A 26,772-nucleotide genomic window follows, 5' to 3' on the forward strand; every position below is an offset into this window, starting at 1 on the left:
TATGATTATTAAAGCACCACAACCATTCACATTTGAAGCGCCTGATAGTAATCGCGCTGTACTTTTATTACACGGTTTTACAGGCAATACAAATGATGTTAAACGTTTAGGTCGCTATTTAAATCAACAAGGCTATACAGTACATGCACCGCTTTATAAAGGGCACGGTGTTGACCCAGAAACATTACTTCATACTGCACCAGAAGAATGGTGGCAATCTGCAATTGAAGGCTATGAATATTTACGCAGCTTAGGCTATGAAAAAATCGCAGTGGGTGGTGTGTCATTAGGTGGCGCATTCTCATTACGCTTAGCAGAAGAATTTGAAACAACAGGTGTCTTAACAATGTCTGCTCCGGCGATTGCCAAAACACGTGATAGCTTAAACCGCCGTATTGTCGATTACGCAATTAACTTTAAAAAGCTACAAGGCACGTACAACCCAATTGCCGACGATATTGCGTTATTACAAGAAGAGTATGATATGCCTGAATTATCTCGTTTACAAACGATTATTAACGATACAAGTGAAAAATTAGCATCGATTAAATCTCCTGTTCATATTTTACGTGGTATGAAAGATGATGAATACTACTGTGAATCAGCAGATATTATTTATAGCGGTGTAAAATCACGTATTAAATCAGTCAAAAGTTTTATCAATACTGGACATATTATGACGCTTGGCGAAGAACGTGACCTTGTCTACAAAGAAGTACAATACTTTTTAGACGGTTTAGACTGGTCTTAATCCAAACGACGAAAAAGAGGCGGGACAAAATCTTCCTCTGAATTGAACAAAGCTCCGGCGAATACATCATTCGTCGGAGCTTTGTTTTGTTTATGTATGCCATTTCTTGCGACCCAATCACTTTCGTTTACTCTACGCTCATTTTTTATGCTATAACAATCCAATTTCTTCCCACCTTTTGCAAACAGCTCTTTTCTCATGTCTTTGACACAAAACTTCTCGTTACTAAATATTCATAAAAATTAGATTATAGGTCCTTTTATCCTAAATATGTAGTACACTTAATATAGTCTATATTTCTAAAAGGAGGACGATTATGAATATTAGTAAAAAACTCAACATGGTGTTCCTCATGTTGTCCTGCTTGCTTATTGTTACAGTAAGTTTAAGCTACGCAAATATTGCGAATATCCGTGAAAAAATGGATGAAGCAATGGATGTACGCGTTGCACAAATTAATGTTTTACACGAAATCCGTTATCATGCGATGGGACAAGGTATGTATTCACGCGCAACGATTTTAGATCCATCACAGCATAATATTAATAGTTTTAAAGAACATCGTGAACAACTATCAACAACTATCGAACAATTTGGTCAACTTGAACAATCCAAGGAAATGAAAAACATTTATCAACAACTATCAACAGCGAATGCATCCTTTAGTGGACATGCGGATGAATACCAGCGTGTCGTTTCGCACAAGCAAATGGCTCGTGCTGAAGAATACGTAACAGGCGCGCTTGAAGAAACAAATGATGCATTATTGCTTGCAACAGATGAAGCACTTGCATTTCAAGATACACAACTAAAAAATATCCAACAAGAGGCAGATGCAGCGATTTATAATTCGTTGCTATCGGCTGTTATTATCTTCATCATTGCGACAATTATTATTATCGTCACAATCATGTACGTGCGCCGTGCGATTACAACACCGCTACAACATATCGTACGTCGCACAGAAGTCATTGCTCAAGGCGATTTATCGTTACCGGATTTACCCGTGAAATCCACCGACGATGAAATTGGTCAACTCTCGACAGCTTTTAATATGATGAAATCTAATTTACAAAATCTTATTTTCCATGTGCAAAACTCAACGGAAAATTTAAATGCGGCGGCACAACAATTATCAGCAAGCACCGAGGAAATGAGTGCGTCAGCGGAATATGCAACTGAGCAAGTTGCCGCGACAACGACAAATGCACGCTTATCTGCAGATGCAGCGGCTGAAAGTTCACGTGCGGTCGACGAAACAGCTTACGGTGTCCGCAGAATTGCACAAGCAACGCAGCAATTAGCCTATACATCAAGTGATACATCTGAAGCTGCCACAAACGGTCTCGTTGCGATTGAACAAGCGCAGCAACAAATTGAGACGATTAATGTTTCTACACAAACACTTAATGGACTTGTACTTAAACTCACACAACAATCTGAAGAAATTCATGTAATGACAAAAACGATTACCGATATTACCGACCAGACGAATTTACTGGCACTGAATGCAGCGATTGAAGCCGCACGGGCCGGTGAAGCAGGTAAAGGTTTTGCAGTCGTTGCTGACGAAGTCCGAAAATTAGCCGAGCAATCACGTCAATCGGCTAATGCAATTACAACACTGACACGTGCTATCCAAACCGATACATCCAATGTTGAACAAGCATTAGCCAATTCATTAGCGTCCGTAGAAGATGGTGTGTCAATTATCCAACATGCTGGGCAATCGTTTACAACCATTACAACAGCAGTCGATCAAATGACGACACAGATTCAAGAAATTTCTGCCACTTCAGAGCAATTATCTGCCAATGCTGAACAAGTTGCTTCATCGGTGAGTGCGATTTCAACGGGGACTACTGAGACATTTGCCCATACGGATGAGCTATCCGAAAATATGCACGAACAAGCAGCTGCGATGAACCAACTAACAGAAGTTGCCATGCGCGTTGCAGAAAGTGCAGCACAATTACAAGATGAAATTCATAAATTTAAAGTGTAAGGACATCACTCGCTATCCACCGTTTATACCGAATAGCACATGCATCCAACAGTCACATCATACAAAAAACACCGTCTAATAAGACGGTGTTTTTTATGGCGTATATATTTTCATAAGTTCCTGTCCTAAAAACTGCAATTGTTGCCCAACTGAGCAATGTTCAATACAAAAACGATGTGCACCGGACTTCCCTCGTTGCTTTCGTAACTCTTGGCGTACAAGACAACCTTCGCAATACGTATCTGTCAACTCATCGATATCTTGCATCACTGATATTTTATCCATGTTTTCGCCCCCTTAAAAAAAGAACGTCTCGTTTAACATTTTTTTATTGTACACTGTTTATATAACTAATTGCAAACGACTAAAGGAGAATCAATATGTTAGAAATCTATGTGGATGCCGCAACAGCTGGTAATCCTGGTGAAAGCGGTATTGGTATTTTTATAAAAGGTGAAGGTCATCACCTTAAAATTAGTGAGCCGATTGGTGTAATGACAAATCATGAAGCAGAATTTGTCGCACTCGTGCGCGGATTAGAGGAAGCAGAGAAACTCCAATCATCTCTTATTTCGATGCGCTCAGATTCCAAAATTGTCGTCGCTTCCATTGAAAAACGTTATGTAAAAAGTGAGCAATTTAAGCCACATCTAGACGCAGCACTTGCGATTATCGACCGCTTCGATTTGTTTTTTATTAAATGGATTCCTGACGACCAAAATAAAGCAGCCGATGTACTCGCACGACAAGCCATCAAACGTTCATCATAAATCGTGAAGGTACGTGCAGCAACAAAAAATGGTAGAAGAAATAATGACATTTCTTCTACCACATTCTATTCACATCGACGCTTCCTTAAATCGAGACATTTTCGATTGCTTCTTCATGTTCTTCCATAATATTTAGAAGTGCCCCTACTGCCCCGGCATATCCATGATCTGGCAAGAAAATCGCCGTATGCTTCTTTAGCTCCGTATAATGCGCCATGACATACTTTAAATGGTCATTATCGCTTAATGTAGAACCAATATACACAATATGCTTTGTTTTATTTTGTTCTGCATATTGAATGCTCAACGTACTAATGACTTCACCAACAAGCCCTTGTACCGTTGCTAAAATATCTTCTTGCGCAAAATCCGTACGTCCTATAATGCCGACTTTCCCAAAGTTACTTGCCGTTAAGTCTCCAGAAATCGGCGTGTCCATACCTTGATAAATATCTTTTACGAGTAAATCAATGCCATGACGTGTACCGCGATTTGCTAACATATTGATTTGTTCGTAATCTGTTACACCTGTCGTTAAACCTGCTAAGCCAATTAATGTACCTCCGCCAACACCTGTACCACCAACACGTACATGTGTTTCTTCCGACATATAATGAATTGATGTACCAGTTCCGACATTTGTAATAATGGCATCTTGAATATCAACCTTTTCTGTCTGCAATAAATAGCGTACACCTTTTAACGTTGCTTCAAACTCAACAATATAATGCATTGAACGAATATCTTTTACAACCTCACGTAATTGTTCCGTTCGGCCTCCTGTAGCACCGATTGCGGCAATTGATGCATGCTGTAGAATCCATTCTTTCACTGATTGTAAATCGTTCGACGGAAATGCAAGTAACTGCAATTCATTTGTCGCTGATAAAAACGCGATTTTTGTCAGTGTCCCCCCTGTGTCAATTCCAATATACTTTGGCATAAATTTAACTCCTTTTTAACGTCCCTTACGTCCACTTTACATTTCCACTTGTATGAATGCAAATATATTCTGTAATTTGTCCAAAATTTACAAGCGATTGTAAACAATTTGCCCGCCGATAATAGTCATCACTGCTTGTGCACGAGCAATACACGCTAATGCACATGTAGAAATATCCGTATCAACGACTGTAAAATCAGCTACATATCCAGGCGCAATCATTCCTCGTTCATGACTGCGTCCAATAAACATTGCTGCATTCGTTGTATACAACTTAATCGCATCGGTACGTGGAATATGCTCAGATGCTTTCGCAATTTTAAGGAAAGGATTTAAATCTTTCGCACGGCTATTTGAACCACCTGCACATACATAGCCCTGTTCAACTAATTTCCCAATTGGCTGTATGTAGCTTTCTCGCACCGTGCCTAAGCGTTCATTTAAAATATAGGCAGCATCAATTAATTGCAAATCAAAGCCAACATACAAATGCTTCAATTCTTTTAATAACACTTCATTTAACAATGTATTGTAAACAAAACGGTCAGGCTTTAATGGTACTGCCGGGAACTTCCGTAAAATGCGCATCGCTTGTTCAGCTGCACCATCGCCGTTCACTTGGAATGCAACTGCTTCATGATAAGCACGTGCTAAAAACAACAAACGTTCAACATCTTTATCGTCATACTTTTGTTGCCCCGACATATGTGGCTCGTCGAAATAGCCCTGCGTTACTTGTGCATCGTACGTTGTAAATGGTCCATCTAAACAAATGGTCATCGCGCCCATCTCTAACCATGTGTCATCATATTTCACACCATCTACAATCATCTGTTCGAAGACGCGATGGTGTCGTAATAAATGAAGTCTAAATGGCATATGATATGTCGCCTGTTCAAATGCACGGATTGGCACTGTGTAGTCGTGAAAATCTGCTAAGTCGCCTGTATGCGCACCAGTGTAGCCATAAGCAACCATCTGCTCAAATGTTTCGATAAGCTGGGTCGTTAACTGTGACAATGTGTCGTGAAATAAATACTTGGTTGCCTTTGTCACCGCTTCTTCCACAATTACACCGGTAAAGCCGTGCGCATCTTTCTTCGCGCCTTTTGTGTCATCACTAATATGAGCGACACGTAATGCTTCGCTATTTACATAGGCAATTTGTTGATGTGTTGTATACACAATAATCGGTTTCGTTGTCAAATTATCTAGCTGCGATTTATGCAATGTTTCCGATAATGTGTAACCGGTTACGTAATACGTATCCAACGCATCATTTTGTTGTATGTATGCTTGAATCGCTTCTAACACTTGCTCTACCGTGTTGTAATGGTCGACATGATATGCCTGTAATTGACGTGCATAACGTGTGACATGACTATGACTATCAACAAATCCTGGATACATCGTTGCACCATGTAATGAAATCACCACATCAGCCTGAGCTTGCAAGCGCTCCTTCGTGCCTGTTTCTATTATTTGACCATTCGAAACAAGTACCGCCTCAACAACAGGCTGATGTGGTGTCATTGTGTAAATCGTTCCATCTGTATATAATCGTTTCACAATATGTCCCCCTAGCTAATATGACCTGTGCACATTGCTTTAGAGTAATATTGTAGCATAAACTACTAGAAGAAAAGCATTAGCGACATAAAACAACGGATGAACGACATGTTTACGTATTATTTAGAACATAGCCTCGCGATGTCAGCTTACACTTGTCCATGAAACACATGAATGTGCTGCTTTAACACTTCAATTCGTGCAGGTAATTGCCCCATCATATCGCCATCGACATTTAACGCATACGGTTCCGATGACGCAATGTTCACACAGTTCGTTGTAAAATAATGCACAGATGTATCATCACTAAAATCACCAGAAAATAATGTTGTCATTACACGTGTTGTATCAAGTAAAGAACCTGCCTTAATGACGTAACAATGCAATAGTCCATCATCGACTTCTGCATCCGTTGCAATATTACGGAAACTCGCAACAGAATCTGTCAGCGCCACTAAAAATAACATCGCCTCCATCTCCTCTTGCTGGTCATCATACTGTAGTGTCAGTGTATACGTTTCATTCGCAATCGCCGCCTTTGCGCCTTCAAAGAAATAGGCAAATGCTCCCAGCGCTGTTTTTTGTTCAATCGATACATCCCCTACTGCATCCGGTAACGAACCAACTGCTAGTAAATTCACAAAATATTGCTCATTCACTTTCCCGATATCAACCGCTTTTGTTTGTTTCCCTAAATACGCAATCGCTTCTTCAGGCTCTAACGGTAAACGTAGTGCACGCGCAAAATCATTTACCGTTCCTAGTGGCACAACCCCTACAATCGGTCGATGTGCCTGTTCTGCAATGCCTTCAATCCCTTCATGTACGGTGCCATCTCCGCCGACTAACACAACGACTTCATATTTTTCGTCACACGCTTCACGTGCAAATAAAGTGGCATCATGTTCTTTTTGTGTTTCTTTTACAATAACTTCATACGTAGAAGATAATTGTTCAACAATGTTCTCCTTATATGTTCCTGCTTGTTCCTTGCCTGATGTTGGATTCATAATAACCATTGCTTTCATATACAATCCCCATTTCTCGTCAGTTTCCCCCATTATTTACCACCCTTTTCAGCGAAGCAAACCTTTCTAAAAAAAAGCACTGCATACCGGAAGTACATCGGCTGCAGTGCGACTTTATACGTTACAAATCTTTGGATAATGATCATAACGCTTCATTCGTCCGTACACACTCATCCACTAATAGCGATTTGTCATTAAACTGTACAATCCCTACTGATAGATATACATTCAGAAAACTGAAATCATTTCCAACTTTTTTTAGTGAAAACAAAAAAATTTCCCCATAAATGAGGAAAAAGATTAGTGATTAGTTTATCTTTTTTCAAAAGTACGATAGGATAACAGTAGTTACATGATTGAACGGAGGCAAAGTGGCATGACGACAAAACAATTACATAAAGAAGCTTTCAGAGTATTAAAAGAAACAAGCCGTACATTTTATATACCGATTACCTTTTTAAAGAAAGAATTAAAGGACGCCGTTGCGATGTCTTATTTAGTAATGCGCGCACTGGATGAAATCGAAGACGACGATGTGTTAGCAAAAGAAATTAAATATGATCTATTAAAAGAAGTCGAAAAAATGCTGTTAATCAAACCTTTCCCAAATGAAGATTATTTAGCATTATTAGCACCTTACAAACATTTACTACCAGAAGTAACGATGCGTATGAACGATTGGTTATCGTTAACACCAGCAGGAGCATATGATATCGTTACAGCTGCATCGAGCGAAATGGCTGGCGGTATGGCAAAATGGGCGAAATTAGACTTTAATGTTCAAACACGTGAAGATTTAGATGACTACACATATTATGTTGCTGGTTTAGTTGGTGTGATGCTATCAAATCTATTTGAATGGCATGACGGAGAAACGGTAAACCGTGAGTTAGCAATTGGTTACGGGCGTGGGTTACAAGCTGTCAATATCATCCGCAATGAAAAAGAAGATATGGATGAGCGTGGTGTAAGCTTTGTACCAGATGGCTGGACGCAAGCAGATTTATTCGCATATGCCGATGAAAACTTAGCCGCTGCCGATGAGTATATGACAACGCTTCATGACAAACGTATTTTAATGTTCTGTAAGCTACCGCTCGCTTTAGCGCATAAATCACTCAAAGCGATTAAAGACGGACGTGAAAAAATGTCCCGTCAAGAAGTTGAAGAAACGGTTGAAGAAATTAAACAACAAGCATAATCGTTTGCTGAACAAAAAAGCACGTCCGAAAATTGTTTTCGGACGTGCTTTTTCAAATCGTCTAACCCATTTTTAAAAAACAAGCGCAAACGCTGCGCCGACTAAACAAATAACAACATACATCGCTGAAATATAATGACGGTTATGTGCATTACGATAAACAAAATCTAAAAACGCACGAATAATAAACATAATTGCTAAAAATAAAAATAAGAACGCATATAATGTCTTTTCATTAAATGTAGCACTACTTAAAATTGTTAAATACATAACCAGTAATAAAATTTCGGCAAACATATGCTTTTTATTTATATATTGGTCTTGATAACGTTCATTTTTCGCAACGGTGATGCGTTTTCGAATCATGACCTCCAATATAACTGCGGCAAGAAATGCCCCCACTAAAATTATCATAAACGCACGTGTTCCTCCATATTACATTTTTTGTGCATAAAGTGCGCGTTGCTCTGCTGGTACCATACTTCCTCCAGTTGCCCAAATAATATGTGTTCCTGGACGCTCTCGGAATAAGTACGCGCCTTTTACAGCTGCGTGTGCAGAAGGTTCTAAAAACATCTGCTCCGTCTCCAACACTTGCTTCATACTCTCAAATAAAAAATTATCCTCTACAGTATAACAGCCTGCAATACGAGACTCCATCATTTGCCCTACAAAACCAGACGCTCGTCCCACAGCTAAACCATCCGCTTCCGTTATCCCATCAATGCCAAAATCTTGCACGCTTACAGCATCATACAATTTTGTGATCATACCAATCGTCATGCACGGCGCATGTGTCGGTTCTGCAAAATAAACGTGAACATGTTCGCCAAATAGCTCATGTAAGCCGAACGCAACGCCACCTGGTCCACCACCGACCCCACAAGGGATATATATATGTAATGGTTGCTCTGCGGAAACTTCAATTGCCGCATCTTTCAACTGCTGTGCTACACGTAATGCCGCCACACTATAACCAGCAAATAAATCGCGTGAATTTTCATCATCGACAAAATGACAGTATGGGTCTTGCGCCGCTTCTTGTCTTCCGTGCTCAACGGCTACGCTATAATCTGCCGCATATTCAATAACTTCAACGCCACGCGAACGCAATAAGTCTTTTTTCCATTGCTTCGCATCCGCAGACATATGTACCGTGACTTGAAAACCTAAAGTAGCGCCCATTAAACCGATACTTAATCCTAAATTCCCTGTCGAGCCTACCGCAATTTTATAACGTTGAAACACCTCTTTACATTGTGGTAACGCCAATATATCGTAAGTATCTTCTATTGAAAGTAACTGCTGTTCTAATGCGATGGTTTCGGCAAATTTTAACACTTCATAAATACCACCACGCGCTTTAATTGAGCCGGAAATTGGTAGCTCATGGTCACATTTGATATACAGTTGGCCTGCAAATCCCTCAATAGTCGATTGTAGTTGTGGCACTGCACGTAACGGTGATTCAATGATACCGTTATGTTCACGAAGTGCTGGAAAGACCGTTTGTAAATACGGTGCAAAGCGCGCTAAACGTGCCTGTGCTTCCAACATATCAGTAACCGTAAATGTTTCATCATGCGCTTGTTGCGTTCGATAATTTTCCCAAATTACCTCTTGTGTCGCAACAATTTGCCGTAATAATGGATAGTCCTCGATTAATTGCTGTATTTTTTGTGTATCCATTTATAAATCCCTCCTATTTTCTGGCTAAAACCGCACGTTCACAAATTTGTCGAAATTTCATTTCAAACGCCAAATTATTTTCTTCTGTGCGTTTTTTCGGTCCTTTTGTACGTCCACCTGCACGACGAATTTTTGCACTAATATGTCGTTGCGCTAATAATCCATCAATGTTGTCTGATGTCATCTCTAGCCCATTTTGATTCACAACATATCCGCCTTTCGCAAGTGCCATTGCGCCAAGCCCATAATCTTGTGTCACAACAATATCCCCTTTTGAAAGCGCACTCAATAGCTTAAAATCAACCGAGTCAGCCCCTTTATCTACCATAATTGTTTTTGCTCCCTCCCTATTTATCGAATGCGATGTATCGCAAAACAAGATAGTTTCTATCTCATATTGTGATGATATAGAGAGCGCTAAATCCAATACAGGACAAGCATCTGCGTCTATTAGTAAGCGTAATTTCACAAAGTCACAACCTTTCTCTTTTTGATATGAATTTCGACTTTAAATTATTTCAACATAATTATTTCCTCACATTTTTTGTGAGGTGCATGACGTAACTGTGTTAGTTATCTGAATATTTTTATTGCTCACACAATATAATTCAGTGTAACATACACCTATTAAGAAATTTGGGGGTAACACAATGACGACAGAATTAAACTACACAGCAGCACAACAATATATCGATGAGGTGTTCACACAGTTAAAAGAAAAAAATGCACATCAGCCTGAATTCCTTCAAGCTGCTGAAGAAATTTTACTTTCTTTAACACCCGTTTTTGAACAACATCCGGAATATATTACTCATAATGTTTTAAGCCGTATCGTTGAACCAGACCGTATTATTTCATTCCGTGTAACATGGCAAGATGATAATAATAACGTTCATGTTAACCGCGGTTACCGTGTACAATTCAATAACGTAATTGGACCATACAAAGGCGGACTTCGTTTCCACCCTTCTGTAAATGAATCAATTATGAAGTTTTTAGCGTTCGAACAAATTTTCAAAAATGCATTAACAGGTTTACCAATCGGTGGTGGTAAAGGCGGTTCTGACTTTAACCCGAAAGGCAAATCAGATGCTGAAATCATGCGCTTCTGCCAAGCCTTTATGACAGAATTATACCGTCACATTGGACCAGATGTCGATGTACCAGCTGGTGATATCGGTGTTGGTGGTCGTGAAATCGGTTATTTATGGGGACAATACAAACGTATTCGCGGCGCATATGAAGCAGGCGTATTAACAGGTAAAACACCTGGTTACGGTGGTTCATTAGCACGTAAAGAAGCAACGGGCTACGGCTTAGTATACTTCGTTGCAGAAATGTTACGCGAAAAAAGCGAGTCATTCCTAGATAAAACAGTTGTTGTATCTGGCTCAGGAAATGTTGCGATTTACGCGATTGAAAAAGCACAACACTACGGTGCAAAAGTAGTCGCTGCCTCTGATTCTTCTGGTTATATTTATGACCCAGAAGGTATTGATTTACACGCATTAAAAGATATTAAAGAAGTAAAAGGTGAGCGTATTTCAACGTACTTAAACTACCGCCCTAATGCAACATTTACACCAGGATGTGACGCTATCTGGTCAATTCCATGTGACATCGCGTTGCCATGTGCAACACAAAATGAAATTAACGGCGATGCGGCACGTACATTAATCGACAACGGTGTGAAATTTGTTGCAGAAGGTGCAAACATGCCTTCTGACTTAGAAGCAATCAACCTATTCTTAGACAATGATGTATACTTCGGTCCAGCAAAAGCTGCAAACGCTGGTGGTGTAGCAACATCTGCACTTGAAATGTCTCAAAACTCTGGCCGTACATCTTGGTCATTCGCAGAAGTTGATGGCAAATTACAAGAAATTATGCACTCAATTTATACAGAGTCAAAAGAAGCTGCTGAAAAATATGGTTTCGCTGGCAATTTAGTTATCGGCTCAAACATCGCTGGCTTTGTAAAAGTAGCAAACGGCTTAGTTTCTGAAGGCGTATATTAATTATATCTTTATTCGTTCGGCTTTTGAAAGAGCTGGTCGCTCCATAGCACCAGCTCTTTTCTTGATGACAAAATGACACACTCGTCAGACATCCGTCTTATAATAAACGAACAATTTATTGTAGAATAGCTAATAATGTTCGTTTATAATATGAACATATTCAATATTGGAGGGTTTTTTGTGGAATTATTATATACTGGTAAAACAAAAGATGTATTTGCATTAGAAGATGGTCATTATTTATTAAAGTTTAAAGATGATGTAACAGGTGAAAACGGCGTATTTGACCCAGGTGCTAACACAGTTGGTCTAACAATTGATGGCGCTGGTTTAGCTGGCTTACGTTTAACATCATTCTTTTATTCAAAACTAAATGAGCAAGGTGTACCAACACACTACGTAGATGCAAACTTTGACGATGCTACAATGACTGTAAAGCCTGCAACAGTATTCGGTAAAGGGTTAGAAGTAATTTGCCGCTTCAAAGCAGTTGGTAGCTTTTTACGTCGCTATGGTGCTTACGTACAAGAAGGACAAGACCTTGATTCATTCGTTGAAGTAACAATTAAAGATGACGAGCGCTTAGATCCTCCAATTTCTGCGGACGCACTTGATATGCTTGGTCTTTTAACACTTGAAGAATATGCGATTTTAAAACATCGTACAATTGAAATTTCAAAGTTTGTAGCAGCGGAACTAGAGAAAAAAGGCTTAACACTTTACGATATTAAATTAGAGTTCGGCCGTGATGCAAAAACAAATGAAATTTTATTAATCGATGAAATTTCTGGCGGTAATATGCGCGCATATAAAGGTGATACGTATATCGAGCCATTACAACTTGAACAAATTATGCTAGCGAAATAAGCACACTCACTAAAAACTGTAGGAGACAAAAACGTCTCCTACAGTTTTTTTCTTCTATTATATATAACCGTTTGAGATGAATTCCATCTACTTTTACGAACAGTTCTCTTCCCTACTCATTTGGCCTATACTTTTTTATTTCAAACAATTCAAAAATATGATACATTTATTTCGTAAACCGTAATAAAAAGGAGCGATTTTTATGGCATTTCCATCACGCGCAGCGGTAGCTGTCGAAGAAACATGGGATTTAACACATTTTTATACAACTGAACAACAGTTTGAAGAAGCACTACAACAGGTGCAGCAACAAGCAACAGATTTTGAAGCACAGTTTGCAGGAAATTTACAAGATAGCACAACGATTATTAAGGCGCTAGAAGCGCTGGAACAACTTCGTCTTGTGATGACACGTATCGGTACATATGCAAACTTGCATCATAGTGTCGACCAAACGAATACGGAGCATCAAATGCGTGCCGGTGCAGTCGGAACAGCATTTGCTAAAATTGCGGCACAAACGGCATTTTTACAAAGTGACCTATTACAATTACCAGCTGCGCTTTTAGATGAAACGATGCAGCAAGCACCGCAATACAAAAACTTTTTAGCAGCGATTTTACGTGAAAAGCCGTACACACTACACCCTGAAGTAGAAAAGGCATTAGCGGCATTTAGCGGAACATGGAACGCACCGTACGCACTATATAATACGACAAAACTGGTTGATATGAAGTTCCCAGACTTCACAGTGGAAGGCAAAGATTACCCGATGAGCTATAATTTATTTGAAGGTGATTGGGAGCTTGAAACCAATACAGACATACGCCGCGCTGCCTTTGATGCATTCTCGGCAAAATTACGTGATTACCAACATACAACGGCTAAAACATATGAAACACATGTGAAGCAAGAAAAAACAGAAGCGGACTTACGGGGTTACGATTCAGTACTCGATTTCTTATTGTTCCCGCAAGAGGTAGACCGCGATATGTATAACCGTCAAATCGACGTGATTATGACAGAGCTTGCGCCACACATGCGCAAATACGCAAAACTGTTACAACGCGTGCATAACTTAGACAACATGACATTTGCAGATTTAAAAATACCGTTAGACCCTGGTTATGAACCAACGATTACAGTCGAGGAATCACGTCAATATATGCAAGATGCGTTAGGCATTATGGGTGATGATTATCAAGCAATGCTAGACCGTGCATTTGATGAACGCTGGATTGATTTCGCGAACAATGAAGGTAAATCAACAGGCGCGTTTTGTTCAAGCCCGTACGGTGTACATCCGTATGTGCTCATTTCATGGACGAGCCGTATGAATGAAGTGTTTGTATTAGCACACGAACTTGGACATGCTGGACATTTCTATGAAGCACAAAAACACCAAAATATTTTTGATGCTCGCCCTTCTCTTTACTTCATTGAAGCACCATCAACAATGAATGAAATGTTAATGGCTAATCATTTATTGAAAAACTCAGATGATGCTCGCTTTAAACGTTGGGTGATTTCATCAATTGTGGCACGTACGTACTACCATAACTTTGTCACGCATTTATTAGAAGCTGCGTACCAACGTAAAGTGTATGAGCTTATTGATGCAGGAAAAAGCTTACATGCACCGCTATTAAATGAGTTAAAACGCGCTGTTCTTGAAGAATTCTGGGGAGATACCGTTACATTAAACGACGGTGCTGAATTAACATGGATGCGCCAACCACACTACTATATGGGATTATATCCATACACATACAGTGCTGGCTTAACAATTTCAACACAAGTATCGCAGCGTATTTTACGTGAAGGTCAGCCTGCTGTTGATGACTGGTTAGCTGTTTTACAAGCTGGTGGCACAAAATCGCCTGCAGAGCTTGCAAAAATGGCAGGTGTTGATGTTACAACCGAACAACCTTTACGCGATACAATTGCTTATATCGGCTCATTAATTGACGAGCTAGAAACGTTAACAAACGAGCTAGATAACCAATAAGAGTGCCTATAAACAACCTACTATATGCCACATTCAGTTGGTATTTTAGTAGGTTGTTTTATGTGTGTATGACGAGCCACTTCACTCGGCAACATCACAATTTTTCACAACACACACGCTACTCTTTTCATTGAGGTACGACTCTTTGTTCATCACGTTCTATCTACGAGTGTTCGCCCTCCAAACCGCATCACATCAACAGGAAACTTCACCTACTTTTTTTCCTCCTGCTAAAAAATAGTTTTATGTCTTTTTGCCATTTCTTTTCTGATCATTTTAAATGATCTAGACATTTCACATTCAAACGACCATCTTTTTTGCCGAAATTTTATAAAAAAACGGCCTCCTTTGAAATTTGACACATCTGCCAAAAAAGCTATACTAAGTATCAATTGATAATGATAATCATTTACATATTTAGAGGAGGATTTTCCGTGTCAAAACTATTTCGTAACAATTTCCGCCTACGTAATAAATTTATTGTAGGTTTAGCAGCATCGATCGCCATTACCCCTATCATTCCTTCTGTAACGACTTCCGTTGCGGCAGCCGAGCAATCTGTATCAGAAAGCTCATTCGAAACATATTATAAATTTACAACAAATAGCTCAAGCTTTGCCATGCTCAATACAAAGCCAGCGATCATTGAGAAAACGGACGATACATATAAAGTAACCGTACAAGTTTCTGGCTATGATATTTTTACAAAGTTTGAAATCGATGGACAGCAAGGTATCGCTGGTGAAACGTTTGACGAGCCAGGTACAGACCGTCAAGGAAATCCAACAACGGTAACGTATACGAAAGTACACTTCACATTCGACTCAATTGATGATGTGAAACACGCGACTGTTGCATATAGCGCAGCTGGCTTCAGCATGAGCCATGATTTTGAGCTTGACTTCACACCTGGTGAATATGATCCTTCATACGTTGCACCAGAAACATACTACAAAGGAGAAATAAATTCGTCGCACTTCTCTTCTTTAGTAAGTAAACCTGCTCATGTTAGCTATGCAAATCGTCAATATACGGTGACACTTGATGTAAGTGGCTATGATATCTTTACAAAATTTGAAATCGGTGGGCAACAAGGTGTGCCTGGCGAAACATATGAGGAAGAAGGCACGGACCGCCAAGGCAACCCAACGATGGTGAAGTTTACGAAAGTGGCCTTTACATTTGATGATTTAGATGATGTAAAAGATGCACTTATCGCCTATAATGCAGGACCTATTGGTGAAATGAGCCATGCCTTCAACATTGACTTCACACCTGGTGAATACGATGGCTCATATGAACAAGCATTCGATACGTACTATAAATTCCAAACAAACAGTACGCATTTCTCTTCGTTAAATACGAAGCCAGCAAAAATTGTGAAAAAAGACGGTCAATACGCTGTGACATTAGCTGTAAGTGGCTATAATATTTTCACGAAATTTGAAATTGATGGTAAACAAGGGACAGTCATTAGCACATTTGAAGAAGATGGCACGGACCGTCAAGGCAATCCAACAAAAATTACGTATTCAAACGTTGAATTCCTATTTGATGATATTAAAAACGTCAAGCAAGCAGCCATCGCTTACAACGCTGGACCTGTAGAAATGGGACATGACTTTGCACTAGACTTCACGCCTGGCGAGTACGATCCAACAATTGCACCATTTGAAACGTATTACAAAGGTGAAACAAACTCATCTCACTTCACTGCGATTAATAGTAAACCAGCAAAAGTTGTCGTGAAAGAAGATGGCACATATGATGTAACATTAGCTGTTAGCAATTACGAGATTTTCACAAAGTTCGAAATTGACGGCCAATCAGGTGAAGTACTTGGTACATTTGAAGAAGATGGCACAGACCGCTTCGGTAATCCAGCAAAAGTAACGTATACAAATGTATTATTTAACTTTGACAATATTGATAGCGTGAAAGCAGCATCGATTGGCTACAACGCCGGTACAACACAAATGGGCCATGATTATGAACTTGACTTCACACCAGGCGAATATACGTATACACCACCTGCAGATGCGACATATGACGGCACAGGTGAACAAGTAACCTATATCATTGACGCGGCTGGGCAACGTTTTGCAAGCATGCTAAAAAATATGTACGCTGAAAAAACAGCTACAGGCTATACCGTATTTGTGGAAATGGCATCAGCGGATATCGTCTCAACATTTACAGTGAATGCTACTGCTGTAACAACTGTAAAAGAAGAAGAAACATCGAATACAAAAGTAGTGTCATTTGATGTAGCGAACTTAACAGATGCGATTGCTGTAAAAGCAGCTGTCAAATTTGCGCCAACAACTATGACAAACTTTACGATTCAAATTGACGCACCTGTTGAAACACCAGACGAAGAATCAACAGCACTTGCACTTGGAACAGGCTTCTACGATACATTCTTAACATTCAACAGTACAACTGGCGATAGCTTCTTATACCAACAATCACAATTATTCGTTGTCGATGGCAAAGCTTACGTACAATTAGCTGTCAAAAATGCAGGTATCAGCTCAATTGCGATTAACGATGTTGCACAAACACCACAAAAAGAAGTAACAATTGACGACACAACGTACAATGTGTATCTTGTGCCTGTTACAAATGTAGAGCAAGCATTATCCGTTTATTTATCGGTAAGCATTCCTGGTGTATATGAGCATGTTTATACAGACTTACAATTAGTACTGCAAAACATTCAAGCATCAGAAGCAACAGCATTTACCTATACGGATGGCGTAACAGCTGTAACACCAGAAACAGAGCTACAAGCACCTACACAAGCAGCGATTATTTTTGCTAATAACGCTGAAAACCCTGTAAAACGTGCGACAGTTGAACGTGTAGCAGATGGCATTGAAATGACTGTAACAGCTAAAAAAGGTGCGATCACTAAAATTGCTGCTGGCACAGAAACCTATTACGAAGCAGCACGTACACCTTCTAACGATTCAGCATTCGAAAAAATTACGTTTACAGCACCAACGTTAGATGACTTAACATTTACGTATGATAACGAAGAACATGCTGTAGCAGCGGTTATTACAATTGCTGAGACCATTACACAACTAGAGGACGTACCAGCAGTAGATGTTACACCGACACCTGAAACGCCTGTTACACCACCAACAACAGATCCTGTTACACCGACACCACCGACGACTACACCTGGTGGTTCGACTGGCGGTGGTTCGACTGGCGGTGGTTCGACTGGCGGCGGCTCAACTGGTGGTAATGAGCAAGTGCAAACACCAAATGGTACGTATAACGCATCCATCTCATTTGGTTCAACTGGGGATAGCTTCTTAAGCCCTACTGCAAGCGTTATTCGTGAAGGCGATGTGTATAAAGTACGTGTCTATGTGAAGAGCAGTGATACAATTCAAAGCTTATCGATTGGCAACTCTACACAAGTCGCAAAAGGTGTGTATGAATTTACAACGACATCATTAAATAACATTACAGCAACAATGTCTGTATCCGTACCGGCTGTTGGCTATGAGCACACATATACAAACGTAGCCGTAACGTTAACATTAGGTGACAAAGTAAACAATGACACACAATTCCCTACTGCTTCAGACCAAGATGGCAGCGTACTTCCTGTAACACCACCACCGACAACACCGGATGGCTCTACAACTGAGCCACCACCTGCTCCTGGTGAAGGAAATACAGATGGTGAAGAACAACCTGGTACGGAAACACCTGACGAAGGCGATACAGATACAGACAATGGTGAAACAGACGGAGAAACACCGGCACCTGCTCCAGTAGTTGCACCGTTCACAGATATTGCCGGTCTTTACGCTGAACAAGATATTCACGACTTATTCGCAGCAGGTATTACAACAGGAACAACAGCTACAACATATTCACCACAAGCAAATATGACACGCGCACAATTTGCGGTTATGGTTACCCGTGCGTTAGAGTTATCTTCATCAACGAATACCGTATTTACAGACGTTGATGGCAAATGGTACGAATCATCTGTACAAGCATTATATGAAGCAGGCATTTTAACGGGAACAAGTGACTCAACATTTGAGCCTGGTGCAACATTAACACGTCAACAAGCAGCGGCCATTTTATTCCGTGTACTTGAATATAAAGGCTATAAAGCCACAGCTACAACGCCAGACTTTACAGATGCAGCGAAAATTTCTGACTATGCAAAACCTGCCTTTGCAACATTACAACAGCTGCAAATTTTAACAGGTGATGCCGGTGCAGCAAAACCAGCTGAACACTTAACGCGTTTACAAATGGCGAAATTATTAAACAGCACATTAAAAATCGTAAAATCTTTATAATCTACTTCTTTTAACGCGATACCGCTATCCGAAATGAGCATTCATCTTGGATAGCGGTATCTTTTCATTTATAAAAGCACCTACTTTACAGCAAATTCCCTTCTGCCATGTTACGGGTCGCGTTATGTTTTCTTTTATTATCATTTCTTTTGAAAACAGACAAAATTACCTAAAAAAAGAATGAGTATAGACCTAATTCTTTTGATATAATCAACATATTCTATGTATATACAGAAAGAAGGTGTGCTCATGGATTTACGTTGTACGAACTGCCAGCAACCAATTGACGACACGATGGCATATTGCGAAGCATGTGGTTCACGCATTACATTACCACCACCGACTAGCGAAGCGACAGTTGAGACGCAAAATTTAGACATTGACGAAATTATTGCTGCGGCATCAATGCCACCAACACCCGTAAAGACAAATGAAGCAATTGAAACCATTTTCCCTCCAGCGAGTGCGCCTGAAACAACGCAAATAGCAGAAACACCAAGTGTACCGCCAAAAGAGGAAAAGAAAAAGCAACGCAAGCCGCTCCCAATCGCACTTGTGTTGTCGTATACGCTCATTACCGTATTACTGGTGAGCATCGTTGGCATCTTCACATTGCTCTGGAGCGCGTTACCGTCACCGCAAAAAACGCTCGATTCTATCAATAGCGCATTTGAACAACAAAATCATCAAACGTTTTATGATGCGTTTATAAAGCCATCACCAATGATTGCAACACCGGAACATTTCTTTGAGACATTTGTTGATGAATGGCCACTGCTATCGTTACAACTTCAAGCAGCCATTGATGAGGAAAAGGAGTTTGCCGTTCTGCAAAATGCAGCTGGTGAAGATATTGTCGAAATGAATATCACATCTACGTATGGCTTATCGAATATGTCGCTACGCTATTTACCGGTCGACATTACACTCATTGCACCGCTTCAATACGAAACGATTGTTATTGGTGATACCGAGCTATTTAGTATTTATGCTAAAGAGATTTTTAACATTTACGCAGTACCAGGTACATATGATATGACCCTTAGCCATAAAAACCGTACTGCTACTGTACCGATTACGCTTCAAGCAGCAGGTACATACACAGCTGATTTCCCAGTAGGTGACGAACAGTGAAACGTTATTGTGCAACATGTGACCGCATCCATCCAATAACAGCGAAGTTTTGTGGCAATTGCGGTCAAAAATTAGATGATATTGGCCAGTTTATTGAAAAATACACATTTACATGGTGGCTACCCATTTATGGACTGTTCGTGCTATTACTTGGCGGCATGGTCAGCTTGTCGATTGCATTTACGCACACACATTGGGCATTTCATATGTACAATGTAGTCAGTGGCAACACAGATTATCGCTTTTTGCTCGCACTGATCATTTGTTTCGTCTGCTACATCGGTATGATGGCATTTTTACTGAAGCATTTTGCTCGTCGTCGCGTGATTGTGTACGGGCGGATTGTTACGTTCATGATGGCGATTGTTGGTTTAATCATGAGTAGCTATCAAGCTTTTGCCGTTTATGAAATTGTACAAGGGCATACAGCGTTCTCAGATGAACTACGTGCACATATTCCAGTAGAACAGCTAGAAAGCATATATCCACTCGTATTTGCAACGTTTATCGTTTTGGCTATCTTTTATAGCATTGCCTTATTACAGAGCGTCAGACGCCGTTTAAAGTAGGCTTGATGTCGAGGACGCTACTTGATAAATGAAAAATGAACTGAGGCACTCTCCTCTGAATTGAACAAAGCTCTGACGAATGCCATATTCGCCAGAGCTTTGTTTTATTTATATATCGTCGAGTTGGCTCCGTTTTGAGCCACGCTTTTCGCGAAAAAACTTTTGACCCTTCGTGAGCGATATCTCTACTATGATGCACTCATAACAGATGGTGTAAATTGAATCGTATAAGCAATGCCTAGTTCCGCTTTCAACTTGTCTGCTAACACTTGCCCCGCTGCATTATGTGTTTTTTCTAGTTGTTCGGCATCCTCTACTAAACGGTTTGTCTCTAAATCAATCCATACACCGTATTGTGCTGCCCAATCTAATAACGCATCTTTTATACTATCTGATACAGGTAACTCTTCAACATCTAAATTATACGTACATTTTGTACACCATAATGCATCTGCGCCAAATTCACCTTCTATTGTAATATTAGTCGTCGTTCCTTCTTTACAGCCGCAATTTGCTCGCATACTGTCGCCTACTTTCCTTCAAATGTACTTATCTGTTAAAAATTATATACTAACTTACACCGTTACACAAAGCGACGTCCGTTATACGGTCATAAAAATCGCGTCACGCTCTTGAACAATCGTATTCACTAAATAGTGGCGACTCCACTCACCATCCGATACCGCTTCCATCACATGTGTATGTGGCAGTAACTCGGCAACAATTTGCGTCGTAGGCATACCACGATCATGTAAACGTACTACTTGCTCTGCAAACTCCTGCATATACGTAATTTTACGGTCGATTAATGAACGCGCATCTGTTAAGAATCCTGCGTGGTGACAAAACACACCGCTATAATCAATCGCTTGTATGTTTTGGAGCGAATGCAGTAGTGTACTATATGATTCTCCCTCTAGCATAATTTTTAATTTTGGTGCGACAAATAAATCTCCCGCAAATAAATGCCCTGTGCTACGGTTATAAAAAGCGACATGGTCACTTGCATGACCCGGTGTCTCGATCACATCCCATATAGACTTCGCTGTAAATGTATCGCTTAGTGGCAATGCGGTAAACGCTTCACGTGTTCCCCACACTTGCTGCCGATACAAAGGATTATTGGCTTTTTGCGTCATATCTTTTACCGATGAACGGTGAATGTATTGTGGAATTTGTAAGTGTTGCTCAACCCAAGCACTATTGCCTGTATGGTCTTCATGATGATGTGTTAGTAACACAGCTTCAGGTGACTGTTGCTTCAACACATCACGGAACTGTGGTATTTTACTGCCACCGACATCAATGACAAGCCCTTCCGTCATATATGTATACACACTCACTTGACGTACTTGCGCCAGTTGATGAAACCCTTTTGTGCAGGTAACACCTTCAATTTGTTGTTGCTCGCACCATGTTGTCATGTTGCCTGTACCTCCTCTTGCTCTTTCCTTGTTTATTATGACCAACTGGTAGGATTTTTTCAAATCATTATTTCAATAAAGTTTCTAATTTTTCTGACAAGCATATTTCTACACTTGACATAATGATGGATGTACAGCTATATTGAAGGTAACTAAATATATTTATGATAAGAAGACCAGTACGTAGCAACAAGCTATGAAGAGAGCGAAATTCACCGGCTGCAAGATTTCGCATAGCCCACTACCGAAACCTACCTTCTATAAAAATATCCCTAGTACAAGCTAGGCGCAGTCTCAAGCGTTATGAGGTTTAAGTGGAGTAGCAATGCTCAATTTAGGTGGTACCACGGAAAACATATGCCTTTTCGTCCTATTCATAATAGGATGAGAAGGCTTTTTTATTTGTATTGGAGGAATTATCGATGGAAAAAAAACGCATCGTTGTCAAGATTGGCAGTAGCTCACTGACAAATGCAAAAGGTGAGCTGGATTATTTTAAATTTCATGACCATATTGGTGCAATTGCGCGTTTAAAACAGCAAGGGCATGAAGTGTTACTCGTGTCGTCTGGCGCTGTCGCAGCAGGTTTCCGTAAGCTTGGCTACTCATCTCGTCCGGTCACGCTAAAAGGCAAACAAGCCGCAGCCGCTGTTGGACAAAGTGTGCTCATTCAAGCATATATGAGTGCTTTTGAACAATTTGGCATTATCGCTGCTCAAGTACTGCTAACACGCAATGACTTTTCGAAAAAAGAGCGCTATAAAAATGCGTATGCTACATTCTCAGAATTACTGGACCGCTCCGTCATTCCGATTATTAACGAAAATGATACCGTTTCAATTAGTGAGTTAACGTTTGGCGATAACGATATGCTGTCTGCCCTTGTCAGTGGCCTAGTACATGCAGATCAGCTCATTATTTTAACGGATATTAACGGCTTATATGATGCCAATCCAATGAAAAATCCAGACGCAAAACGTTTAGACCAACTTCACGAAATTACCGATGACATGCTTGGATTTGCAGATGGCGCAGGTTCAAAAGTTGGAACGGGCGGCATGCAATCCAAATTACTTGCTGCGCGTGTAGCACTCAATTTCGGCGTAAAAACATTTATCGGGACGGGACAAGGCACCTATAAACTAACGGAAATATTAGCAGGGCTTGGTGACGGAACGTACATTGAGCATGACGCATTAAAAATCGTCAATACGAGCAAGCAATGGATTTCTCTTGCTGAAATTAGCGGTAAACTATTTGTCGATGAAGGCGCGAAAGTAGCGCTCATTGAACAAGGTGGTAGCTTATTGCCCGTGGGCGTTTGTGCGATTGATGGCATCTTCCAAAAAGGCGATGTTGTAGCTGTTTATTACAATAAAGAATATTTAGGACGCGGCGAAATAAGCTATAGCAGCGATGAAATTCGACCACTTATTGGCAAACGCGCTTCCGATAAACCACTAATTCACCGTGACCAATGGGTACAAATTTAAACGACAAGGAGCATGTATAATGACAACTGAAATTACACAAAAAGGCAAGCTTGCCAAACGCGCAAGCTACACAATGAACACCTTAACAACTGCACAAAAGAATGAGGCACTGCAAGCGATTGCTAAACAGCTTGTTGTAGACGCAGATACCATTTTAGCGCAAAACGCCTTAGATATTACAGCAGCCGAGGCACAACAATTACCAGCTTCAACAATTGATCGTATGCTATTAACACACGACCGCATTCAAGCGATGGCAGATGCCATTGAATTATTAATTGATTTAGCTGACCCAGTTGGCGAAGTATTAGAAGATTTCACCAAGGATAACGGTTTACACGTTCAAAAAGTGCGCGTACCACTTGGTGTTGTCGGGATGATTTATGAATCACGTCCAAACGTAACAATTGATGCAGCCACACTATGTTTAAAAACAGGAAACGCCGTTATTTTACGTGGCTCTTCTTCTGCTAAACATTCAAATATGGCACTTGTAGCATCGATTCACACAGCACTTGCTACAACAGACTGCCCAGTTGACGCGGTACAATTAATTGAAGATACGAGCCGTGAAGCTGCAGCTGAACTATTCCATTTAACAGAGTATTTAGACGTATTAATTCCACGCGGCGGCGCAGCACTCATTAATTTAGTTGTGCGTGAAGCAAGTGTACCTGTACTTGAAACAGGCGCAGGAAACTGTCATATCTTTATTGATGCCTCTGCAAATGTAGACATGACAAAAAGCATCGTATTAAATGCGAAAACACAGCGCCCTTCTGTATGTAATGCCATTGAGAGCTTATTAATCGAGCGTTCATGGTTTGCAACACATGGCGTAGCACTATTTGAAGCCCTTGCACAAGCAAATGTTACAATTATTGGTGACGATGCTGTACAAGCCGCTTTCCCTGCTACTACCGCGGCTACAGATGACGATTGGGGTCATGAATATTTAGACTTAAAATTAAGTGTTAAAGTCATTGATGACGTATTTGAAGCAATTACACATATTAATACGTACGGCACAAACCATTCGGAAGCTATCTTAACGGAAGATGCAGCAAACGCCCAAACATTTTTACGTAATGTAGACGCAGCAGCTGTGTATCACAACGCCTCTACACGCTTTACAGACGGCTTTGAATACGGTTACGGTGCAGAAATTGGTATTAGTACACAAAAACTACATGCACGCGGTCCTATGGGCTTACCAGCATTAACATCAACGAAATATATCGGCATTGGTAACGGACAAATTCGCGGATAATCGAAAAGAGCTACTCCTAAAGTTTTGAGTAGCTCTTTTTAAATGCATCAATTTATAGCATAATAATACTATGACAAAACACATAGGAGGTTTTTTATGCTTGCACAAACCGTCACACATCGCTATACCAGCGAAGCCATTACATTTTTAGAAACCGCAGCTGACACAAACGGCCAATATTTGCGTATTGAGGTATCGTTACCCCCACAAGGTGATGGACCACCACTTCACTACCATGATGAATTTGTTGAAGTATTTACCGTCAAAGAAGGAACATTAACAGTCACTGTCGATACAACTGTACACACGCTCGTAGCAGGTGACACCATTACCGCGCCAATTGGTACGGCCCATACATTTACAAATTCTCATGATACACCCGTTACATTTGAAGTGCGTTTAACACCACCATCACAATTTGAACAATCTGTTCGTATTCATTATGGTTTAATGGCAGATGGCTTAACAGACGATAAAGGTGTACCAAAAAACCTCTTCCATTTGCTTTATATTTTAAAGCTTCAAAACACATTAATTGCAGGCAAATCATTAAAAACACAGCGTGTACTGTTTAGCGTCCTTACTAAAATCGGGAAAGCATTCGGTATGTATAAAGGATTAAAAAAATATACGACGCCTTAACACAATATCCATAACCACTTGCTTTTAGCCATATTTATATGAGCTAAAAGCAAGCTACTGTATAGAGGTATGTTGTTTCATGTAACAAATATATGCTTCATTATTTTAAAGCGAGATGTTTGCTATTCGTTACCTACTAGCTGTTCCAGTTCAACTAAAAAGGAAAACGTATATTTTGTATACGCGAATTGCCTACAAACAAGCTTGAAGCTATATTTTATGTTCTATACACTTTGAAAAGTAACAGCGTATACTTACTATGCTCATATCGTCACCTACAGAAATATTTTTCGCGAGCAACCTTATTTGCTATACATTTCTTTCAATATAAAATACAAAAAGCACGTAGCAATGAATGCTACGTGCTTTTTTCGTATGACCCGTACGGGATTCGAACCCGTGTTACCGCCGTGAAAGGGCGGTGTCTTAACCACTTGACCAACGGGCCTTTATGGCTCCGAAGGCAGGACTCGAACCTGCGACCTGCCGGTTAACAGCCGGATGCTCTACCAACTGAGCTACTTCGGAATAATAAAAGAAATAAATGGCGGTCCCGACCGGGATCGAACCGGCGATCTCCTGCGTGACAGGCAGGCATGTTAACCGCTACACCACGGGACCATTTGGTTGCGGGGACAGGACTTGAACCTGTGACCTTCGGGTTATGAGCCCGACGAGCTACCACTGCTCCACCCCGCGACAATACATATTATTAAATTTTTAAAAATGGAGGAGGTAGAGGGATTCGAACCCCCGCGCGGTGTTACCCGCCTGTCGGTTTTCAAGACCGATCCCTTCAGCCAGACTTGGGTATACCTCCAAAGGGAATAAATATAATTGGTGGAGCCTAGCGGGATCGAACCGCTGACCTCCTGCGTGCAAGGCAGGCGCTCTCCCAGCTGAGCTAAGGCCCCAAATTTATGGAGGCGGCAGTCGGATTTGAACCGGCGGTCAGGGTGTTGCAGACCCATGCCTTACCACTTGGCTATGCCGCCACATTGGGAAAATATAAATGGTGGAGGGGGACGGATTCGAACCGCCGAACCCTAAGGAG

22 protein-coding genes and 7 tRNA genes are annotated in these 26,772 nt (G+C 40.5%); 13 read left to right on the plus strand and 16 right to left on the minus strand.

Annotated features, from left to right (window positions below):
• Window position 1 precedes the first annotated feature (1 nt).
• Together A6M13_RS14735 and A6M13_RS14745 are read left to right on the plus strand one after the other, a co-directional pair.
• Window positions 2-751 (plus strand): alpha/beta hydrolase, encoded by a 750-nt coding sequence (locus tag A6M13_RS14735; RefSeq protein ID WP_066548179.1) that lies wholly within the window; start codon window positions 2-4, stop codon window positions 749-751.
• Window positions 752-1,067: 316 nt separating this feature from the next.
• Complete coding sequence (locus A6M13_RS14745) at window positions 1,068-2,756, plus strand: methyl-accepting chemotaxis protein (RefSeq protein ID WP_066548184.1); 1,689 nt, start codon at window positions 1,068-1,070, stop codon at window positions 2,754-2,756.
• A 93-nt stretch (window positions 2,757-2,849) separates the two neighbouring features.
• Here A6M13_RS14745 and A6M13_RS14750 read toward each other — a convergent pair whose 3' ends face one another.
• A complete protein-coding gene (locus A6M13_RS14750; RefSeq protein WP_066548186.1) occupies window positions 2,850-3,041 on the minus strand; it encodes a zinc-finger domain-containing protein in 192 nt (63 codons plus the stop codon).
• A gap of 95 nt (window positions 3,042-3,136) precedes the next feature.
• Between A6M13_RS14750 and A6M13_RS14755 the strand changes: the two genes are divergently transcribed.
• The gene (locus A6M13_RS14755; RefSeq protein ID WP_066548187.1) at window positions 3,137-3,526 is read left to right on the plus strand and encodes a reverse transcriptase-like protein; all 390 of its coding nucleotides are present in this window, start codon (window positions 3,137-3,139) and stop codon (window positions 3,524-3,526) included.
• A gap of 85 nt (window positions 3,527-3,611) precedes the next feature.
• On the opposite strand, the gene coaW is transcribed toward A6M13_RS14755, so the two are convergent.
• From coaW to A6M13_RS14770, 3 genes are all read right to left on the minus strand, one after another.
• The gene (coaW, locus tag A6M13_RS14760; protein WP_066548189.1) at window positions 3,612-4,469 is read right to left on the minus strand and encodes a type II pantothenate kinase; all 858 of its coding nucleotides are present in this window, start codon (window positions 4,467-4,469) and stop codon (window positions 3,612-3,614) included.
• 87 nt (window positions 4,470-4,556) lie between these two features.
• Entirely contained in the window at window positions 4,557-6,038 is a 1,482-nt protein-coding gene (locus A6M13_RS14765; protein WP_066548191.1) for an amidohydrolase, read from the minus strand.
• A gap of 149 nt (window positions 6,039-6,187) precedes the next feature.
• Window positions 6,188-7,099 carry a diacylglycerol/lipid kinase family protein gene (locus A6M13_RS14770; protein ID WP_245669341.1) on the minus strand — a complete coding sequence of 304 codons (912 nt, stop codon included), beginning with the start codon at window positions 7,097-7,099 and terminating at the stop codon, window positions 6,188-6,190.
• Between the two features lie 343 nt (window positions 7,100-7,442).
• Between A6M13_RS14770 and A6M13_RS14775 the strand changes: the two genes are divergently transcribed.
• Entirely contained in the window at window positions 7,443-8,267 is an 825-nt protein-coding gene (locus tag A6M13_RS14775; protein WP_066548194.1) for a squalene/phytoene synthase family protein, read from the plus strand.
• Between the two features lie 72 nt (window positions 8,268-8,339).
• On the opposite strand, the gene A6M13_RS14780 is transcribed toward A6M13_RS14775, so the two are convergent.
• From A6M13_RS14780 to A6M13_RS14790, 3 genes are read right to left on the minus strand one after another with little or no spacing between them, the layout of a single operon-like run.
• Window positions 8,340-8,681, minus strand: a complete 342-nt coding sequence (locus A6M13_RS14780) for a DUF4181 domain-containing protein (protein WP_083998394.1) — start codon at window positions 8,679-8,681, stop codon at window positions 8,340-8,342.
• 21 nt (window positions 8,682-8,702) lie between these two features.
• A complete protein-coding gene (locus A6M13_RS14785; protein WP_066548199.1) occupies window positions 8,703-9,956 on the minus strand; it encodes a D-serine ammonia-lyase in 1,254 nt (417 codons plus the stop codon).
• A gap of 13 nt (window positions 9,957-9,969) precedes the next feature.
• The gene (locus tag A6M13_RS14790; protein ID WP_066548202.1) at window positions 9,970-10,425 is read right to left on the minus strand and encodes a YaiI/YqxD family protein; all 456 of its coding nucleotides are present in this window, start codon (window positions 10,423-10,425) and stop codon (window positions 9,970-9,972) included.
• Between the two features lie 181 nt (window positions 10,426-10,606).
• Between A6M13_RS14790 and gdhA the strand changes: the two genes are divergently transcribed.
• From gdhA to A6M13_RS14820, 6 genes are all read left to right on the plus strand, one after another.
• Window positions 10,607-11,974 carry an NADP-specific glutamate dehydrogenase gene (gdhA, locus tag A6M13_RS14795; RefSeq protein ID WP_066548205.1) on the plus strand — a complete coding sequence of 456 codons (1,368 nt, stop codon included), beginning with the start codon at window positions 10,607-10,609 and terminating at the stop codon, window positions 11,972-11,974.
• Between the two features lie 180 nt (window positions 11,975-12,154).
• Complete coding sequence (locus A6M13_RS14800) at window positions 12,155-12,841, plus strand: phosphoribosylaminoimidazolesuccinocarboxamide synthase (protein ID WP_066548233.1); 687 nt, start codon at window positions 12,155-12,157, stop codon at window positions 12,839-12,841.
• A 202-nt stretch (window positions 12,842-13,043) separates the two neighbouring features.
• Window positions 13,044-14,849 (plus strand): oligoendopeptidase F, encoded by a 1,806-nt coding sequence (pepF, locus tag A6M13_RS14805; protein WP_066548236.1) that lies wholly within the window; start codon window positions 13,044-13,046, stop codon window positions 14,847-14,849.
• A 434-nt stretch (window positions 14,850-15,283) separates the two neighbouring features.
• Complete coding sequence (locus tag A6M13_RS14810) at window positions 15,284-19,186, plus strand: S-layer homology domain-containing protein (protein WP_066548238.1); 3,903 nt, start codon at window positions 15,284-15,286, stop codon at window positions 19,184-19,186.
• 249 nt (window positions 19,187-19,435) lie between these two features.
• Window positions 19,436-20,320 carry a zinc ribbon domain-containing protein gene (locus A6M13_RS14815; protein WP_066548239.1) on the plus strand — a complete coding sequence of 295 codons (885 nt, stop codon included), beginning with the start codon at window positions 19,436-19,438 and terminating at the stop codon, window positions 20,318-20,320.
• The gene (locus A6M13_RS14820; RefSeq protein WP_066548240.1) at window positions 20,317-20,889 is read left to right on the plus strand and encodes a zinc ribbon domain-containing protein; all 573 of its coding nucleotides are present in this window, start codon (window positions 20,317-20,319) and stop codon (window positions 20,887-20,889) included. The genes A6M13_RS14815 and A6M13_RS14820 overlap by 4 nt, the downstream gene beginning before the upstream one ends.
• 188 nt (window positions 20,890-21,077) lie before the next feature.
• Here the strand turns inward: A6M13_RS14820 and A6M13_RS14825 are convergent, their stop codons facing one another.
• Window positions 21,078-21,410 (minus strand): hypothetical protein, encoded by a 333-nt coding sequence (locus A6M13_RS14825; RefSeq protein WP_066548242.1) that lies wholly within the window; start codon window positions 21,408-21,410, stop codon window positions 21,078-21,080.
• 81 nt (window positions 21,411-21,491) lie between these two features.
• Window positions 21,492-22,313: an MBL fold metallo-hydrolase gene (locus A6M13_RS14830; protein WP_066548244.1), complete on the minus strand. Its 822-nt coding sequence runs from the start codon at window positions 22,311-22,313 to the stop codon at window positions 21,492-21,494.
• A 422-nt stretch (window positions 22,314-22,735) separates the two neighbouring features.
• On the opposite strand from A6M13_RS14830, the gene proB reads away from it, so the two are divergent.
• The 3 genes from proB (at window position 22,736) to A6M13_RS14845 (ending at window position 25,718) form a co-directional block, all read left to right on the plus strand.
• Window positions 22,736-23,806: a glutamate 5-kinase gene (gene proB / locus A6M13_RS14835; RefSeq protein ID WP_066548246.1), complete on the plus strand. Its 1,071-nt coding sequence runs from the start codon at window positions 22,736-22,738 to the stop codon at window positions 23,804-23,806.
• A 19-nt stretch (window positions 23,807-23,825) separates the two neighbouring features.
• Complete coding sequence (locus A6M13_RS14840; RefSeq protein WP_066548247.1) at window positions 23,826-25,076, plus strand: glutamate-5-semialdehyde dehydrogenase; 1,251 nt, start codon at window positions 23,826-23,828, stop codon at window positions 25,074-25,076.
• Window positions 25,077-25,172: 96 nt separating this feature from the next.
• The gene (locus A6M13_RS14845) at window positions 25,173-25,718 is read left to right on the plus strand and encodes a cupin domain-containing protein (RefSeq protein ID WP_066548249.1); all 546 of its coding nucleotides are present in this window, start codon (window positions 25,173-25,175) and stop codon (window positions 25,716-25,718) included.
• A 376-nt stretch (window positions 25,719-26,094) separates the two neighbouring features.
• On the opposite strand, the gene A6M13_RS14850 is transcribed toward A6M13_RS14845, so the two are convergent.
• The 7 genes from A6M13_RS14850 to A6M13_RS14880 all read right to left on the minus strand — a co-directional run bounded on the left by A6M13_RS14850 (window position 26,095) and on the right by A6M13_RS14880 (window position 26,713).
• A tRNA-Glu gene (locus A6M13_RS14850) sits at window positions 26,095-26,166 on the minus strand.
• Window positions 26,167-26,170: 4 nt separating this feature from the next.
• A tRNA-Asn gene (locus A6M13_RS14855) sits at window positions 26,171-26,246 on the minus strand.
• Window positions 26,247-26,263: 17 nt separating this feature from the next.
• A tRNA-Asp gene (locus tag A6M13_RS14860) sits at window positions 26,264-26,339 on the minus strand.
• Window positions 26,340-26,342: 3 nt separating this feature from the next.
• Window positions 26,343-26,417: transfer RNA gene (locus A6M13_RS14865), tRNA-Met, on the minus strand.
• Window positions 26,418-26,445: 28 nt separating this feature from the next.
• A tRNA-Ser gene (locus tag A6M13_RS14870) sits at window positions 26,446-26,538 on the minus strand.
• A gap of 18 nt (window positions 26,539-26,556) precedes the next feature.
• Window positions 26,557-26,632: transfer RNA gene (locus A6M13_RS14875), tRNA-Ala, on the minus strand.
• Window positions 26,633-26,639: 7 nt separating this feature from the next.
• Window positions 26,640-26,713: transfer RNA gene (locus A6M13_RS14880), tRNA-Cys, on the minus strand.
• Window positions 26,714-26,772 lie beyond the last annotated feature (59 nt).

It is taken from the genome of Caryophanon tenue, from assembly GCF_001700315.1.
In the GTDB taxonomy this organism is placed as follows: Bacteria; Bacillota; Bacilli; order Bacillales_A; family Planococcaceae; genus Caryophanon; species Caryophanon tenue.